The organism is Citrobacter sp. Ca225, assembly GCF_030337175.1.
Classification (GTDB): domain Bacteria; phylum Pseudomonadota; class Gammaproteobacteria; order Enterobacterales; family Enterobacteriaceae; genus Citrobacter_A; species Citrobacter_A amalonaticus.
In genome coordinates this window covers 91,834-107,288 of record NZ_JAOWCD010000078.1, presented here as the reverse complement: position 1 = coordinate 107,288, position 15,455 = coordinate 91,834, and the positions used below count along the sequence as shown (strand labels likewise).

Annotated in this window: 16 protein-coding genes; 10 read left to right on the top strand and 6 right to left on the bottom strand. The window is 54.0% G+C overall.

Translation table 11 applies throughout. The features are described from left to right. Window positions 1-91: 91 nt before the first annotated feature. The 4 genes from tcyJ to OGW13_RS13095 all read right to left on the bottom strand — a co-directional run bounded on the left by tcyJ (window position 92) and on the right by OGW13_RS13095 (window position 3,987). Window positions 92-892 (bottom strand): cystine ABC transporter substrate-binding protein, encoded by an 801-nt coding sequence (gene tcyJ, locus OGW13_RS13110; RefSeq protein WP_043000301.1) that lies wholly within the window; start codon window positions 890-892, stop codon window positions 92-94. Window positions 893-979: 87 nt separating this feature from the next. Next, a complete protein-coding gene (fliZ, locus tag OGW13_RS13105) occupies window positions 980-1,531 on the bottom strand; it encodes a flagella biosynthesis regulatory protein FliZ (protein WP_043000300.1) in 552 nt (183 codons plus the stop codon). Between the two features lie 59 nt (window positions 1,532-1,590). Further along, entirely contained in the window at window positions 1,591-2,310 is a 720-nt protein-coding gene (gene fliA, locus OGW13_RS13100; RefSeq protein ID WP_044257600.1) for an RNA polymerase sigma factor FliA, read from the bottom strand. A gap of 162 nt (window positions 2,311-2,472) precedes the next feature. Further along, entirely contained in the window at window positions 2,473-3,987 is a 1,515-nt protein-coding gene (locus tag OGW13_RS13095; protein WP_043000299.1) for a flagellin N-terminal helical domain-containing protein, read from the bottom strand. 254 nt (window positions 3,988-4,241) lie between these two features. Here OGW13_RS13095 and fliD point away from each other — a divergent pair, with 254 nt between their 5' ends. The 4 genes from fliD to amyA all read left to right on the top strand — a co-directional run bounded on the left by fliD (window position 4,242) and on the right by amyA (window position 8,001). Continuing rightward, window positions 4,242-5,651 carry a flagellar filament capping protein FliD gene (gene fliD / locus OGW13_RS13090; RefSeq protein ID WP_104446624.1) on the top strand — a complete coding sequence of 470 codons (1,410 nt, stop codon included), beginning with the start codon at window positions 4,242-4,244 and terminating at the stop codon, window positions 5,649-5,651. Between the two features lie 15 nt (window positions 5,652-5,666). Further along, on the top strand, window positions 5,667-6,074 hold the full coding sequence (gene fliS / locus OGW13_RS13085) for a flagellar export chaperone FliS (protein WP_043000297.1): 408 nt from the start codon (window positions 5,667-5,669) through the stop codon (window positions 6,072-6,074). Beyond that, window positions 6,074-6,445, top strand: coding sequence for a flagella biosynthesis regulatory protein FliT (fliT, locus tag OGW13_RS13080; protein ID WP_043000296.1), 372 nt, complete (start codon window positions 6,074-6,076; stop codon window positions 6,443-6,445). Before fliS ends, fliT begins: the two co-directional genes overlap by 1 nt. A 68-nt stretch (window positions 6,446-6,513) precedes the next feature. Then, complete coding sequence (gene amyA / locus OGW13_RS13075; protein ID WP_287116198.1) at window positions 6,514-8,001, top strand: alpha-amylase; 1,488 nt, start codon at window positions 6,514-6,516, stop codon at window positions 7,999-8,001. Between the two features lie 39 nt (window positions 8,002-8,040). Here amyA and yedD read toward each other — a convergent pair whose 3' ends face one another. Then, window positions 8,041-8,454 carry a lipoprotein YedD gene (yedD, locus tag OGW13_RS13070; RefSeq protein ID WP_043000294.1) on the bottom strand — a complete coding sequence of 138 codons (414 nt, stop codon included), beginning with the start codon at window positions 8,452-8,454 and terminating at the stop codon, window positions 8,041-8,043. A gap of 185 nt (window positions 8,455-8,639) precedes the next feature. Between yedD and yedE the strand changes: the two genes are divergently transcribed. After that, entirely contained in the window at window positions 8,640-9,845 is a 1,206-nt protein-coding gene (yedE, locus tag OGW13_RS13065) for a selenium metabolism membrane protein YedE/FdhT (RefSeq protein ID WP_044257596.1), read from the top strand. Next, on the top strand, window positions 9,842-10,075 hold the full coding sequence (gene yedF, locus OGW13_RS13060; RefSeq protein ID WP_000790504.1) for a sulfurtransferase-like selenium metabolism protein YedF: 234 nt from the start codon (window positions 9,842-9,844) through the stop codon (window positions 10,073-10,075). Before yedE ends, yedF begins: the two co-directional genes overlap by 4 nt. Window positions 10,076-10,160: 85 nt before the next feature. Here yedF and fliE read toward each other — a convergent pair whose 3' ends face one another. Continuing rightward, window positions 10,161-10,475: a flagellar hook-basal body complex protein FliE gene (gene fliE, locus OGW13_RS13055; RefSeq protein WP_043000291.1), complete on the bottom strand. Its 315-nt coding sequence runs from the start codon at window positions 10,473-10,475 to the stop codon at window positions 10,161-10,163. Window positions 10,476-10,691: 216 nt separating this feature from the next. Between fliE and fliF the strand changes: the two genes are divergently transcribed. Genes fliF through fliI form a run of 4 tightly spaced genes read left to right on the top strand, consistent with a single transcriptional unit; the run spans window position 10,692 to window position 15,444 of the window. Next, on the top strand, window positions 10,692-12,386 hold the full coding sequence (gene fliF, locus OGW13_RS13050) for a flagellar basal-body MS-ring/collar protein FliF (RefSeq protein WP_043000290.1): 1,695 nt from the start codon (window positions 10,692-10,694) through the stop codon (window positions 12,384-12,386). After that, window positions 12,379-13,377, top strand: a complete 999-nt coding sequence (fliG, locus tag OGW13_RS13045; protein ID WP_042318283.1) for a flagellar motor switch protein FliG — start codon at window positions 12,379-12,381, stop codon at window positions 13,375-13,377. Before fliF ends, fliG begins: the two co-directional genes overlap by 8 nt. Continuing rightward, a complete protein-coding gene (fliH, locus tag OGW13_RS13040; RefSeq protein ID WP_043000289.1) occupies window positions 13,370-14,074 on the top strand; it encodes a flagellar assembly protein FliH in 705 nt (234 codons plus the stop codon). The genes fliG and fliH overlap by 8 nt, the downstream gene beginning before the upstream one ends. Continuing rightward, window positions 14,074-15,444: a flagellar protein export ATPase FliI gene (fliI, locus tag OGW13_RS13035; RefSeq protein WP_043000288.1), complete on the top strand. Its 1,371-nt coding sequence runs from the start codon at window positions 14,074-14,076 to the stop codon at window positions 15,442-15,444. Before fliH ends, fliI begins: the two co-directional genes overlap by 1 nt. Window positions 15,445-15,455 lie beyond the last annotated feature (11 nt).

Here is a 15,455-nt window from a genome sequence, read left to right as displayed (position 1 = left end):
GTTGTTGTGATGTTCTTTTTATTATGCACGTTCAAACGCATGAAATAAAAAAGGCGCTGATTAAAGCGCCTTTTTTTTCATATCGTTCGGACTATTTGGTGATATCCGCGCCAAACCACTTCTCAGAAAGCGCCTTCAGCGAGCCGTCTTTCTGCATTTCAGCAATCGCTGCGTCCACCGCCTTCAGCAGATCTTCATTGCCTTTACGCAGCGCAACGCCTGACTCCTGACGGGAGAAGGCTTCACCGGTGACCGCCAGCGTATCTTTGGTCTTTTTAACCAGATCCAACGCCGCCAGACGATCCACCAGAATGGCGTCGATACGGCCTACGCGCAGATCCTGATATTTCGTCGGGTCATCATCATAAGTCCGGATATCAACGCCCTGGACGTTCTGACGTAACCACTCTTCATAGTTAGTCCCCAGGCCCACGCCCACTTTCTTATCTTTCAGATCGGCTGCAGTTTTAATCGCGCCTTCATTGCCTTTTTTCACCAGCGCCTGGATACCGGAGACGGTATAAGGGGTAGAGAAATCATATTTCTTCTTCCGCTCGTCGGAGATGGTGACCTGATTGATCACCACATCGATGCGTTTAGAATCCAGAGAGGCCAGCATCCCGTCCCATTTGGTCGGTTTCAGCGTGGCTTTCACGCCCAGATGCTTCGCGAGCGCTTCGGCAAATTCCACTTCAAAGCCGGTCAATTTACCGTCATCGCCCTGGAAACTGAACGGCGGATAGGTGCCTTCCAGCCCCACCAGCAGCGTGCCGCGATCTTTAACCTTCTTTAACAGCCCTTCATCTGCAAACGTTTTTGCGCTCATTCCCGCGACAAGCGCCACAGCCATCACGCCCATCAGCGCCTGGCGCCCCAGAAGTGCTAATTTCATATTTACCCCGAATGTTGTTATGAATGCCCGTAGTGTAGAGCGTTTATGGGTAACGACATAAATCACTCTGCTACATCTTATTCATTTTTAATATATATCAGAAGTCATCCGGAGGGAGGAATTCTGTTGCTGCTCGGGGCGAGCATGCGCTTTATATTGTGCGTACTTACGCAGCGCGATGCGATAGTTGTTGGTGCTGGTCTCCGGCAGCCACGGCGCCAGGTTTTCATCAAGGTAACCGTCCTGGAGCAGATCGTGAGAAATTTTCTGCTCGCTGAGATGATTACCGAGACGGCGCAGACGGACAACATACTCGCGTACGGTCCCGTGGCTCATTTCGGTCTGTTCAAACAGGAATTGTTTAAAACCAATGATGTCGAAGAAATCGCTCTGCGTCTTGCAGTGCAGATCGCCGCAGAAACGGCATAGCGCCACCCACTCTTTCTGCTCCTGCTGCCAGGCGGCTTCATCCATGAGTGTATCGAGGCGGGAAATGGCGATTTTATTGACGATCTGCCCTTTGCGCACCAGCGTGATGCGATCCAGTAACTTGTGGCAATGGGCGCAATGCGTCTGGCTGTGTTTAAAGTCTTTGAGGTAGCGGCTTAGAGGCCGTCTTTTTGATTGCTGCACCGTCATGAGAACTCCTGGTAGTCAATACGTTGTGCGGCATTTTTCAGCGCCGACAACGTCGTTCGCTATAACTTACCCAGCTTCGTGCGTAACCGTTTTATGGCCTGACTGTGCAACTGGCTGACCCGTGACTCTCCGACTTCCAGAACCGCGCCAATCTCTTTGAGATTGAGTTCTTCCTGGTAATAGAGCGTGAGCACCAGTTGTTCGCGTTCCGGAAGGGCTTCAATGGCATCCATCACGCGCTGGCGCAAATTGCTCTCAAGGAGCTGTTGTAACGGGTTTTCCTGCTGGTGTTCTTCTGTCACCAGCTCGATACTATCGCCATGCTCTTCCCGCCACTCGTCATAGGAGAAGAGTTGGCTGTTGTTGGTATCAAGCAACATCTGACGATATTCTTCTACAGGAATCGCCAGCCGCTCCGCCACCTCAGTTTCCGTCGCGTTGCGCCCTAATTCCTGTTCCAGTTGCCCCATCGCCTGTGCCACTTCGCGGGCATTGCGCCGAACGCTACGCGGCACCCAGTCGCGGCTGCGTAGTTCATCCAGCATCGCCCCACGAATACGCTGCACTGCGTAAGTGGTAAATGCCGTTCCTTGCAGAGCGTCATATCGGTCAACTGCATTCAATAACCCGATACCGCCCGCCTGTAGCAGATCGTCCAGTTCTACGCTCGCGGGCAAACGCACCTGCAGGCGCAACGCTTCGTGACGCACCAGCGGTACATAACGCTGCCACAGCGAGTGTTTATCCATTACACCTTCAGCGGTATACAGTGAATTCACGATAAACAGCCCTGCGTTAAATGAGTTATCGGCATGATTATCCGTTTCTGCAGGGGTTTTAATCGGGTGAATAGTGGGTGAAATGAGGGGTTATTTAGGGGTTACCGGTAAAGCCAGAACGAAAAAACCCCGCCGGAGCGGGGTTTGCGCAAGAAGCGTAAATTAACGCAGCAGAGACAGAACGTTCTGAGTCGTCTGGTTAGCCTGTGCCAGTACAGAAGTACCTGCTTGTTGCAGGATCTGCGCACGAGACATGTTAGACACTTCAGTCGCGTAGTCAGCGTCTTCGATACGGCTACGAGCAGAAGACAGGTTGTTAACGGTGTTGCCCAGGTTGGTGATAGCAGAATCGAAACGGTTCTGTACCGCACCCAGGTCAGAACGCAAAGAGTCAACCTGAGCCAGCGCTTTATCGATAGAAGCCATCGGATCAGAATTCAGCTTATCGCCTTTCACAACGGTACCATCATCTTTGATGGTGGCGCTGTAGTATGCATCGGCATCGTTTTCAGTACCTTTGATGACATAACCGCCGCCTTTAACGGAGAATACCTGCGGGTTGTCACCCAGACCTGTAATGCCCCCAAGATCCAGTTTAACCGCTGGCGTAGTACTACCAATAACGTCACCAGTGGTAACAGCAGCTTCGCTCGCCGCTGCCGCAGCTTCCGGAGTATCAGAGCTCTTATAGCTCACAATCCCGGTATTCAGGTCAACCGTACCTTTGAAAATATCAGAACCTACTTTCACATACATCTGACCATCTTTATCAACAGAGAAAGAGGTCGTCGCAGCAAGAGCCGTGTTATTCAGAGAGATAGAATCTGCGTTTACAACGGTAGTGCCACCAATATTGACGTTTTGACCAGCGGCTGCTTTAGTTGCAGTGATAGTGCCGGTTTCCTTCGTTGCACCGTCAAAATCTACAACCCCGGTATCTTTGTCATAGTTAGACACTTTGTAGAAATCTGTGCCGTTATTACTTGCGTAAACAATGTTGGCATCCGCATCATCAACATACAGAGAGTATGGATTGGTTGTTGCAGTATCTTTTGCAGTCAACGTATGACTTGCAGTCGGAACGCTAGAAGATGGTTTAGCATCAGTCAGCGCAGTAGTAGACAGCTTGCTCAGATCCAGACCTTTGTTAGTCACATCCAGATTACCTAAACCCAGAGTGCTGGAAGTGATCTCTTGCAGATTGATCTCGATGGTTTCGCCATCATTTGCACCGACCTGAATTTTCATGGTCTGGTTAGAAGCCAGCACTTTTACGCCGTTGAACTGAGTCTGACCGGATACACGATCAATTTCGCTCAGGCGCTGGGTGATTTCAGCCTGGATGGATTTCAGATCTGATTCGGAGTTGGTGCCGTTCGTTGCCTGCACAGACAGTTCACGGACACGCTGCAGGTTGTTGTTGATTTCCGACAGAGAACCTTCCGTCGTCTGCGCGATGGAGATACCGTCGTTGGCGTTACGAGAAGCCTGAGTCAGGCCTTTAATGTTTGACGTAAAGCGGTTAGCAATCGCCTGACCCGCAGCATCGTCTTTCGCGCTGTTGATACGCAGACCGGAAGACAGGCGCTCAATCGCAGAGCTCAGGGAAGACTGAGATTTGTTCAGGTTGTTTTGGGTCAACAGCGACAGGCTGTTTGTATTAATGACTTGTGCCATGATCTTTTCCTTATCAATTACAACTTGATGTTATTGGGCTGTTGCCCACGGTTTCTCACCGTATCCCTTGTATCGGCACCTGAATTTCGAACTTTAGAGAATTTTTAGTTTCCCCCCATTTTTTCTTAGCCTTTGAATAACCCGTCTTCTTGCACACTATTCCGGCCATTATTTCTCCAAATTTATTATTAAACTTTGCCGCCAGATTGCCGATAAGGTGGCTAACCACTGTTTGCAATTAAAAGGGATTACGCATGGCTTCTTTTACTTCATTAGGCGTGGGTTCAAACCTGCCGCTGGATACATTACTGACGAACCTGACCACGGCTGAGAAGGGACGCCTGAAACCTATCACTCAGCAGCAGAGCAGTTTTACAGCAAGACTGACGGCGTTTGGAACGTTAAAAAGCTCGCTGGAAAAATTCCAGACCGCGAACACTGCACTGAATGATGCAAACCTTTTTAAAAGCACGACCGCAGTCAGCAACTCAACCGATCTCACCGTCAGCACCACAGCAGGAGCAGCGGCTGGTATTTATAAAATAAATGTGACGCATATAGCCCAAGCGCAATCGCTTCGCACGACCACAACAGTGACGGACAGTAAAGCTGTCCAAGGTAATGACAACGCGGAACGCACACTCATCATTAAGCAGGACGGGAAAGAGAAGCCTCTGGAGATAAAGCTTACCAAAGATCAGACTTCTTTAGTCGAGATGCGTGATGCGATTAATAATGCCAACGGTGGTGTCACTGCCAGTATTGTAAAACTGAAAGACAATGATTTTCAGCTTGTACTGACCTCATCAGAAACGGGTGTCGCTAATAAAATGAGCATCTCCGTCTCAGGAGATGAAAAACTCAATCAATTTATCAGCTTCAATAACCCGGATGTGGTTGGCAATAACGTTGAGCAAATTGTTGAAGCGAAAGACGCAGAACTTAACGTCAACGGCATTGATATTGTTCGTAGCAGTAACACCGTGACCGATGCCCCTCAGGGTATTACGTTGAACCTGACAAAAGAAGTTAAAGATGTCACCGTCACGGTAACGAAAAGTAATGATAAAGCAACAACCGCGATTAAAAGCTGGGTGGACGCATACAATTCGCTGGTAGATACCATTGGTACCCTGACGAAATACACCTCAGTCGATCCGGGCGCAGAAGAACAAAGCACGAGCAACGGCGCACTCCTCGGTGACAGCACCGTTCGCACCATCCAGACCGGTATCCGTGGTCAATTCTCCTCCAGCGCCAATGACGGGAAATTCCAAACGTTATCGCAAATGGGCATTACCCAGGATGGCACCACCGGTAAGCTGAAAATTGATGATGAAAAACTGAAAAAAGCGCTAACCGATAATAGCGTGGATGTTCAACAGCTGTTAGTCGGTGATGGCAAAGAGACCGGAATTACGACCAAAGTGGCTTCACTGGTGAAAGGTTACCTGGCCGATGATGGCATTATCGACAGCGCCCAGGACAGCATCAATGCCACGCTGAAAAAACTGACTAAACAGTATCTTTCCGTCAGTGCCAGTATCGACGATACCATTGCGCGGTATAAGGCTCAATTTACGCAACTGGATACGATGATGAGCAAGTTGAATAATACCAGTAGCTACCTGAACCAGCAATTTACTGCGATGACCAGTTCCTGATAACCAGAGGTAAACATGTATACCGCGAGCGGTACCAAAGCTTATGCGCAAATCAGCGTGGAAAGCGGCGTGATGAGTGCGAGTCCGCACCAGTTGATCGAAATGTTGTTTGATGGCGCAAACAGCGCCCTGGTGCGCGCTCGCCTGTTTTTAGAGCAAGGTGATATTACCGCCAAAGGGGAAGCGCTGAGTAAGGCTATCAATATCATTGATAATGGTCTGAAAGCGGGACTGGATCAGGAGAATGGCGGCGAACTCGCCGACCATCTCTCTTCGCTGTATGACTATATGATCCGTCGTTTATTACTTGCTAATTTACGCAATGACAGTCAAGCCATTGAAGAAGTGGAAGGGTTACTCGGCAACATTGCGGAAGCCTGGAAACAGATCTCACCGAAAGCATCTTCCCAGGAGTCTCGTTAATGACCTCAGCCGTGGAGTTTATCAACCGTTGGCAGCGCATTGCGCTGCTCAGTCAGTCGCTGCTCGAACTTGCGCAGCGGGGTGAATGGGACCTTTTACTGGAACAGGAAGTCACCTATCTGCAAAGTATTGAAGCGGTCGTTGAAACGCAAACTCCACCGGGCATGACACGCAGTATTCAGGATATCGTGGCCAGTTATATCAAACAGACGCTGGATAACGAAGAATGCCTGAAAGGTTTACTGCGCCAACGGCTCGATGAGCTTAGTGGTCTGATAGGCCAGTCAACGCGTCAGCAGTCGCTCAACAATGCTTATGGTCGGCTTTCTGGCATGCTGCTGGTACCCGACGCTCCCCCTGCTCCACAATAATTCCCGCTACGTTAGCAAAAATCTTCCATACTCCAGAGGTCGTCTACAAGACTTCTGGAGCTCGGAAGATGAAAAACCCCACGTTACTGCAGTTCTTCCACTGGTATTACCCTGAAGGTGGCAAACTCTGGCAAGAGGTGACAGAGCGCGCAGACAGCCTCAATGATATCGGTATCAACATGGTCTGGTTACCGCCCGCCTATAAAGGCGCGTCAGGCGGCTATTCCGTCGGCTATGACTCTTACGATCTGTTTGATCTCGGCGAGTTTGACCAAAAAGGTTCCCTTGCCACCAAATATGGTGATAAGGCGCAGCTTCTTACGGCTATCGACGCGCTGAAGAAAAACGACATCGCGGTGCTACTCGACGTGGTGGTGAATCACAAAATGGGGGCGGACGAAAAAGAGCCCCTCCGCGTACAGCGGGTCAACGAAGACGATCGCACGCAGATTGCCGATGAGATCATCGAATGCGAAGCCTGGACGCGTTACACCTTCCCGGCGCGAGGCGGTCAGTACTCGCAGTTCATCTGGGATTTCAAATGCTTCAGCGGCATCGACCACATCGAAAACCCTGACGAAGACGGCATTTTTAAAATCGTCAACGACTATACCGGCGAGGGCTGGAACGACCAGGTCGACGATGAAATGGGCAATTTCGATTACCTGATGGGCGAAAACATCGACTTTCGTAATCACGCCGTCACCGAAGAGATTAAATACTGGGCGCGCTGGGTGATGGAACAAACGCAGTGTGATGGCTTTCGTCTCGATGCGGTAAAACACATTCCGGCCTGGTTCTATAAAGAGTGGATTGAACACGTTCAGGAGGTGGCACCGAAGCCGCTGTTTATCGTTGCCGAATACTGGTCGCACGAAGTGGATAAGCTGCAAACCTATATCGACCAGGTGGAAGGCAAAACGATGCTGTTCGACGCCCCGTTACAGCTCAATTTTCATGAAGCGTCGCGTCAGGGACGTGATTACGACATGAGCCAGATCTTCAGCGGCACGCTGGTAGAAGCCGATCCGTTTCACGCCGTGACGCTGGTCGCCAACCATGACACCCAGCCGTTGCAAGCGCTGGAAGCCCCCGTTGAAGCATGGTTCAAACCGCTGGCCTACGCGCTCATCCTGCTGCGGGAAAATGGCGTACCGTCGGTTTTCTATCCCGATCTCTATGGCGCGCACTATGAAGATACCGGAGGCGACGGGGAAACCTATACCATCGACATGCCTGTCATCGAGCAACTCGCCGAACTCATTCTTGCCCGCCAGCGTTTCGCCCACGGCATTCAGACGCTTTGGTTTGATCACCCCAACTGCATTGCTTTCAGCCGTAGCGGAACGGACGACGATCCCGGATGCGTGGTGGTGTTATCCAATGGCGACGACGGTGAAAAAACGCTTATGCTGGGTGAAAACTACGGCAATAAAACCTGGCGCGACTATCTGGGAAACCGCGAGGAGATCGTCATCACTGACGAAAATGGCGAGGCTACGTTTTACTGCAATGGCGGCAGCGTCAGCGTATGGGTCATTGAGGAGGTGATCTGATGAAGCGCCCCGACAGGGAAAACTGTCGGGGACAATTGATTACGGTAATGGCGTTGGCAGCGGGGATTTCTCCAGCGCGGCGGCACACTCCACCGTTGGACGATCCACGCGTTGCAGGGTCATCCCGTCATATTCCAGGGTGTTCCCTTCCCGCTCGATCTCATAAAGTTCACGTTTGACCGTCACGTTGGTCAAGTCACCGGACAACATCGTTAGCTTACCCGGCAGCGCAATAACCCTCTGCCACTGGCGACAATCGAGCGTATCGCCCTCTTTGGTCACCACCAGACTGGCAATAGCTTCCGGGCTCACCAGTTTGCGCTGCGGCCCGTTAGTCTGCCAGTACCCTTCCAGCCCGGCGGGCGCAGGCGTTTTGACCACATCATTGTAGTTTTCCACCTCGGCGCATCCCGCTAACATCAGTAACGCCCCAACGATTGCACATTTTTTCATCATTCATCCTGCATGCGAAGAAAAGAGGATTGTGGCATTAAAGGCCTGCGGTCGCCAGCCTTTCGCGGTGCCAGCAGAACTTTGATCCATTTGGGATTACCGCTTAATAGTACCAGGCAAAATTGCCGCCGTGGTGTACTATCCGCTTTCTTGTTTCACACCTTCTGAGTTCAGAGGCAAAACACATGTCATGGCAACAATTCAAACAAGCCTGGTTAGTTAAATTCTGGGCGCCCATCCCTGCGGTCATCGCAGCGGGTATTCTCTCTACGTATTATTTTGGCATCACCGGCACCTTCTGGGCCGTCACGGGTGAATTTACCCGCTGGGGCGGACAAATCCTGCAACTGTTTGGCGTCCATGCGGAAGAATGGGGCTACTACAAGCTTATCCACCTGGAAGGCACCCCGCTCACTCGCATCGACGGGATGATGATCCTCGGTATGTTCGGCGGTTGCTTCGCGGCAGCGTTGTGGGCCAACAACGTCAAACTACGCATGCCGCGCAGTCGCATCCGCATCATGCAGGCGGTGCTGGGCGGGATCATCGCCGGGTTCGGCGCGCGTATGGCGATGGGCTGCAACCTGGCGGCATTCTTTACTGGTATTCCTCAATTCTCTCTGCACGCCTGGTTCTTTGCCCTGGCAACCGCCATCGGTTCCTGGTTTGGCGCACGTTTTACCCTGCTGCCAATATTCCGCATTCCGGTCAACATGCAGAAAGTCTCCGCTGCGTCGCCGTTGACGCAGAAACCGGATCAGGCGCGCCGTCGTTTCCGCCTCGGCATGCTGGTGTTTATCGGCATGATTGGCTGGGCGCTACTGACCGCCATGAACCAGCCGAAGCTGGGTCTGGCGATGCTGTTCGGCGTGGGTTTTGGTCTGCTGATCGAGCGCGCGCAAATCTGCTTCACCTCCGCCTTCCGCGATCTGTGGATCACCGGACGCACCCATATGGCAAAGGCGATCATCTTCGGGATGGGCGTCAGCGCAATCGGTATTTTCAGCTACGTACAACTGGGCGTGGAAGCCAAAATCATGTGGGCGGGCCCAAATGCAGTAATCGGCGGGCTGTTGTTTGGTTTTGGTATCGTGCTGGCGGGCGGGTGTGAAACCGGCTGGATGTACCGCGCGGTGGAAGGCCAGGTACACTACTGGTGGGTGGGTCTCGGTAACGTCATCGGCTCAACGATTCTGGCCTACTACTGGGATGACTTCGCCCCTGCGCTGGCCACCAACTGGGATAAAATTAACCTGCTCAATACCTTCGGTCCGCTCGGCGGCCTGCTGGTAACCTATCTGCTGCTGTTTGCCGCCCTGATGTTAATCATCGGCTGGGAAAAACATTTCTTCCGTCGTGCCGGGCTGACCCCTGCTAAGGAATCCGCATGAAAAACATTGTTCCTGATTATCGCCTTGATATGGTCGGCGAGCCCTGCCCTTACCCTGCCGTCGCGACGCTGGAAGCGATGCCGCAGTTGAAGAAAGGGGAAATTCTGGAAGTGGTCAGCGACTGTCCGCAGTCCATCAATAACATTCCGCTGGATGCGCGCAACCATGGCTACACCGTGCTCGATATTCAGCAAGATGGGCCGACAATTCGTTATTTGATTCAGAAGTAACTGATTGCCGGAAGGCAACGGCCCCTTATCCGGTCTACAGGGAATCACAGGCCGGATAAGCGCCAGCGCCATCCGGCACTCAAACCTACACCTGCATGGACATCACTTCCTGATAGGCCGATACCAGTTTGTTGCGCACCTGAATTCCCATCTGCATGGAAACTGAGGCTTTTTGCATATCGGTCATCACATCGTTGAGCGCAATCCCCGGCTCACCCAGCGTGAATTTTTCCGCCTGTACGCGGGCAGCAGTTTGTGTATCGCTGATGCGGTCCAGCGCCGCGTGCAATTGACCGGCAAAACTCACGGTCGGTTGCGGCAGTGTCTCCTGCGCCCTGGCGCTCATCGCCGTCGCCTGGAGCTGGCTGATAACCCCTTCAATCCCCTGAATCGCTGACATGATAATCCTCTGGATGGTTTTCTACGCAGCAGAGATTACCAGTTTGTCAATAAGATAAAGGCGCTAAATAACGATAAAAAACCCCGGTTTTTGCCGCATAGAAAAAAACGAAACTGCAAATAATGAGACCGTCAATTTTTCGATTTTGCTGACCCGGGAGTGAGTCTTGTTCCACTTTGCAAATAAAGCCGTCCACGAGCAGTCACGAGGTGCGAGATGAACGCGACTGCATCGGCTGCAACCCAATCTAAACCTCTCGAGTGGCTTAATCGCCTGCGTGCGAATCCCAAAATTCCTCTGATTGTGGCAGGCTCTGCGGCCGTCGCCATTATTGTGGCGATGGTGTTGTGGGCTAAAGCGCCTGATTATCGTACGTTATTCAGCAATTTATCCGATCAGGATGGCGGCGCGATCGTCACCCAGTTGACCCAGATGAACATCCCGTACCGCTTCTCGGAAGGCAGTGGCGCGATTGAAGTTCCCGCCGACAAAGTCCATGAACTGCGCCTGCGTCTTGCCCAACAAGGACTGCCGAAAGGGGGGGCGGTGGGCTTTGAGCTGTTGGATCAGGAAAAGTTCGGCATCAGCCAGTTTAGCGAGCAGGTTAACTACCAGCGTGCGCTGGAAGGCGAACTGGCACGCACCATCGAAACCCTTGGCCCGGTGAAGCGCGCCCGCGTACATCTGGCAATGCCCAAGCCGTCTCTGTTCGTGCGTGAACAGAAATCCCCTTCAGCCTCGGTGACCGTCAATCTGGAACCGGGGCGTGCGCTGGATGAAGGTCAAATCACTGCAGTCGTCCATCTGGTTTCCAGCGCGGTAGCCGGTCTGCCGCCGGGCAATGTAACGCTGGTCGATCAGGCTGGTCATCTGCTCACGCAGTCAAATACCAGCAGTCGCGATCTGAACGACGCACAGCTGAAATACGCCAGCGACGTGGAAGGCCGTGTCCAGCGTCGTATCGAATCGATCCTGTCACCGATTGTCGGTAACGGGAATGTCCACGCGCAGGTCACCGCGCAGCTGGATTTCGCCAATAAAGAGCAGACAGAAGAACAGTATCGGCCAAACGGCGATGCCTCTCAGGCCGTACTGCGTTCGCGTCAACTGAATGAAAGCGAGCAAATTGGCTCCGGTCTGCCAGGTGGCGTACCGGGTGCCCTCTCTAACCAGCCTGCGCCAGCCAATACGGCGCCGATCACCACGCCGCCAGCGAATCAGCAAAATGCGCAGAATGCACAAAATGGACAGAACGCGCAGCAGCAGACGGCCACCAGCGCCAGTGCTGGTCCACGTAATACCCAACGCAACGAAACCAGCAACTATGAAGTTGACCGCACCATTCGCCACACAAAAATGAACGTCGGCGATATACAGCGACTCTCCGTCGCCGTGGTCGTGAACTACAAAACGTTGCCGGATGGCAAGCCACTGCCGCTCACTGCCGATCAAATGAAGCAGATTGAAGATTTGACCCGTGAAGCAATGGGCTTCTCGGACAAGCGCGGCGATACCCTGAACGTGGTCAACTCACCGTTCAGCGCTACCGATGACAACGCTGGCGAACTGCCGTTCTGGAAACAGCCGTTGTTTATCGAACAGTTGATCTCGGCCGGACGTTGGTTGCTGGTGCTGTTGGTGGCATGGATCCTGTGGCGCAAAGCGATTCGTCCGCAGTTGACCCGTCGCGCTGAAGAGGCGAAAGCCGCGCAGGAACGCGAGCAACTCCGTCAGGAGACCGAAGAAGCCGTTGAGGTTCGCCTCAGTAAAGATGAGCAGACTCAGCAGCGTCGGGCAAATCAGCGCCTGGGCGCCGAAGTGATGAGCCAGCGCATTCGCGAAATGTCAGATAACGATCCGCGCGTCGTGGCGCTGGTCATTCGCCAGTGGATGAATAACGATCATGAGTAATGCTCTTTCCGGTACCGATAAAAGCGTCATCCTGTTGATGACCATTGGCGAAGATCGTGCGGCGGAAGTGTTCAAACACCTCTCCCAGCGCGAAGTGCAGACCCTGAGCGCCGCCATGGCGAACGTCCGCCAGATCTCCAACAAACAGCTGACCGACGTGCTGGCGGAGTTTGAGCAGGAAGCCGAGCAGTTCGCCGCCCTGAACATCAATGCCAACGAATATCTGCGTTCGGTACTGGTGAAGGCGCTGGGCGAAGAGCGAGCCTCCAGCCTGCTGGAAGATATTCTTGAAACCCGTGATACCGCCAGCGGCATTGAAACGCTCAACTTTATGGAGCCGCAAAGCGCCGCCGACCTTATCCGCGACGAACACCCGCAGATTATCGCCACCATCCTCGTGCACCTCAAACGCGGTCAGGCGGCGGATATCCTGGCGCTGTTCGACGAACGTCTGCGTCACGATGTCATGCTGCGTATCGCCACCTTCGGCGGCGTACAGCCTGCCGCGCTGGCGGAACTGACCGAAGTGCTCAACGGCCTGCTCGACGGTCAGAACCTCAAGCGCAGCAAAATGGGCGGCGTGAGAACGGCGGCAGAAATTATCAACCTGATGAAAACGCAGCAAGAAGAAGCGGTTATTACCGCTGTGCGCGAATTCGACGGCGAGCTGGCACAAAAAATTATCGACGAGATGTTCCTGTTCGAAAACCTGGTCGATGTGGACGACCGCAGCATCCAGCGTTTACTACAGGAAGTGGATTCCGAGTCGCTGCTGATCGCCCTGAAAGGCGCGGAACAGCCGCTGCGCGAGAAGTTCCTGCGCAATATGTCGCAACGTGCGGCAGATATCCTGCGCGACGACCTCGCCAACCGTGGCCCGGTGCGTTTGTCGCAAGTGGAAAACGAACAGAAGGCCATTCTGTTGATTGTGCGTCGTCTGGCCGAGACCGGCGAGATGATGATTGGCAGCGGCGAGGATACTTATGTCTAACGAGCTGCCGTGGAAAATCTGGACTCCGGACGATCTCGCGCCGCCGCTGGCTGAATTTGTGCCCATGGAGCACGACGATGACCCCGTGTCTGAAGAGGACGAACCCGAGATCAGTGCGGAACAACAGCTTGAGCAACAGTTAGCCCAGCTGAAAATTCAGGCCCACGAGCAAGGTTACAACGCGGGACTGGCGGAAGGACGGAAGTCCGGTCATGAACAAGGCTATCAGGAAGGGTTGGCACAAGGGCTTGAACAGGGCCAGGTGCAGGCGCGCACCCAGCAGGCCCCGCTTCATGCGCGGATGCAACAACTGGTCAGCGAATTCCAGCACACGCTGGACGCGCTGGACAGCGTGATCGCTTCGCGTCTGATGCAGATGGCGCTGGAAGCCGCGCGTCAGGTCATTGGTCAGACGCCCGCGGTGGATAATTCCGCCTTAATCAAGCAGATCCAACAGCTCTTACAACAGGAGCCCCTGTTCAGCGGCAAACCGCAGCTGCGCGTCCATCCGGATGATTTACAGCGCGTTGAAGAGATGCTCGGTGCCACCCTCAGCCTGCACGGCTGGCGTTTGCGTGGCGATCCGACCCTGCACCATGGCGGCTGCAAAGTTTCTGCGGATGAAGGCGATCTCGACGCCAGCGTGGCGACCCGCTGGCAAGAACTGTGTCGTCTGGCCGCGCCGGGAGTGATCTGATGACCTCACGCCTGACTCGCTGGTTGACGACGCTGGATAATTTCGAAGCCAAAATGGCGCAGCTTCCGGCCGTTCGTCGTTACGGACGACTGACCCGCGCCACCGGCCTGGTTCTGGAGGCCACCGGGTTGCAGTTGCCGCTTGGCGCGACCTGCGTGATTGAACGCCAGGACGGAACGGAAACCCGCGAAGTGGAAAGTGAAGTGGTGGGCTTTAACGGTCAGCGCCTGTTTCTGATGCCGCTCGAAGAGGTCGAAGGCATTCTGCCCGGCGCGCGTGTCTACGCCAAAAACATCGCCGGTGAAGGGTTGCAAAGCGGTAAACAGTTGCCGCTGGGTCCGGCGCTGTTAGGTCGCGTGCTCGACGGCAGCGGCAAACCGCTTGACGGCCTTCCCTCCCCCGACACCACGGAAACCGGAGCGCTGATTACCCAGCCGTTTAACCCGTTGCAGCGTACGCCGATTGAGCATGTGCTGGATACCGGCGTGCGCCCGATCAACGCCCTGTTAACCGTCGGTCGCGGCCAGCGTATGGGGCTGTTCGCCGGTTCCGGCGTCGGGAAAAGCGTGCTGCTTGGCATGATGGCGCGCTATACCCGCGCCGACGTCATCGTCGTTGGACTGATTGGCGAACGTGGCCGCGAAGTGAAGGATTTCATCGAAAACATTCTCGGTGCCGACGGACGCGCGCGTTCGGTCGTGATCGCCGCACCGGCGGACGTGTCGCCCTTACTGCGCATGCAGGGTGCCGCTTATGCCACCCGTATCGCCGAAGATTTCCGCGATCGCGGTCAGCACGTGCTGCTGATCATGGATTCCCTGACCCGTTATGCCATGGCCCAGCGTGAAATCGCGCTGGCGATCGGTGAACCACCGGCCACCAAAGGCTATCCGCCGTCGGTCTTCGCCAAACTTCCGGCGCTGGTTGAACGCGCAGGTAACGGGATCCACGGCGGCGGTTCCATCACCGCCTTTTATACGGTACTGACCGAAGGCGACGATCAGCAGGACCCGATTGCCGACTCGGCGCGAGCCATCCTTGATGGTCACATTGTGCTGTCGCGACGTCTGGCGGAGGCCGGACACTACCCCGCTATCGACATTGAAGCGTCGATCAGCCGTGCGATGACGGCGCTGATAACGGAACAACACTACGCCAAAGTGCGTCACTTCAAGCAGTTGCTGTCGAGCTTCCAGCGCAACCGCGATCTCGTCAGCGTCGGCGCCTATGCCAAAGGCAGCGATCCGATGCTCGATAAAGCCATCGCGCTGTGGCCACAACTGGAGGCGTTTTTGCAGCAAGGTATTTTCGAACGCGCTGACTGGGAGGATTCTCTGTCGGCGCTCGATCTGATTTTCCCGACGGTGTGATGAAGCAAGAG

Bases quoted from the DNA above. Each gene is read 5' to 3' on its own strand.
- tcyJ (WP_043000301.1), bottom strand. From the start codon at position 892: ATGAAATTAGCACTTCTGGGGCGCCAGGCGCTGATGGGCGTGATGGCT.
- fliZ (WP_043000300.1), bottom strand. From the start codon at position 1,531: ATGACGGTGCAGCAATCAAAAAGACGGCCTCTAAGCCGCTACCTCAAA.
- OGW13_RS13095 (WP_043000299.1), bottom strand. From the start codon at position 3,987: ATGGCACAAGTCATTAATACAAACAGCCTGTCGCTGTTGACCCAAAAC.
- fliD (WP_104446624.1), top strand. From the start codon at position 4,242: ATGGCTTCTTTTACTTCATTAGGCGTGGGTTCAAACCTGCCGCTGGAT.
- fliS (WP_043000297.1), top strand. From the start codon at position 5,667: ATGTATACCGCGAGCGGTACCAAAGCTTATGCGCAAATCAGCGTGGAA.
- fliT (WP_043000296.1), top strand. From the start codon at position 6,074: ATGACCTCAGCCGTGGAGTTTATCAACCGTTGGCAGCGCATTGCGCTG.
- amyA (WP_287116198.1), top strand. From the start codon at position 6,514: ATGAAAAACCCCACGTTACTGCAGTTCTTCCACTGGTATTACCCTGAA.
- yedD (WP_043000294.1), bottom strand. From the start codon at position 8,454: ATGAAAAAATGTGCAATCGTTGGGGCGTTACTGATGTTAGCGGGATGC.
- yedE (WP_044257596.1), top strand. From the start codon at position 8,640: ATGTCATGGCAACAATTCAAACAAGCCTGGTTAGTTAAATTCTGGGCG.
- yedF (WP_000790504.1), top strand. From the start codon at position 9,842: ATGAAAAACATTGTTCCTGATTATCGCCTTGATATGGTCGGCGAGCCC.
- fliE (WP_043000291.1), bottom strand. From the start codon at position 10,475: ATGTCAGCGATTCAGGGGATTGAAGGGGTTATCAGCCAGCTCCAGGCG.
- fliF (WP_043000290.1), top strand. From the start codon at position 10,692: ATGAACGCGACTGCATCGGCTGCAACCCAATCTAAACCTCTCGAGTGG.
- fliG (WP_042318283.1), top strand. From the start codon at position 12,379: ATGAGTAATGCTCTTTCCGGTACCGATAAAAGCGTCATCCTGTTGATG.
- fliH (WP_043000289.1), top strand. From the start codon at position 13,370: ATGTCTAACGAGCTGCCGTGGAAAATCTGGACTCCGGACGATCTCGCG.
- fliI (WP_043000288.1), top strand. From the start codon at position 14,074: ATGACCTCACGCCTGACTCGCTGGTTGACGACGCTGGATAATTTCGAA.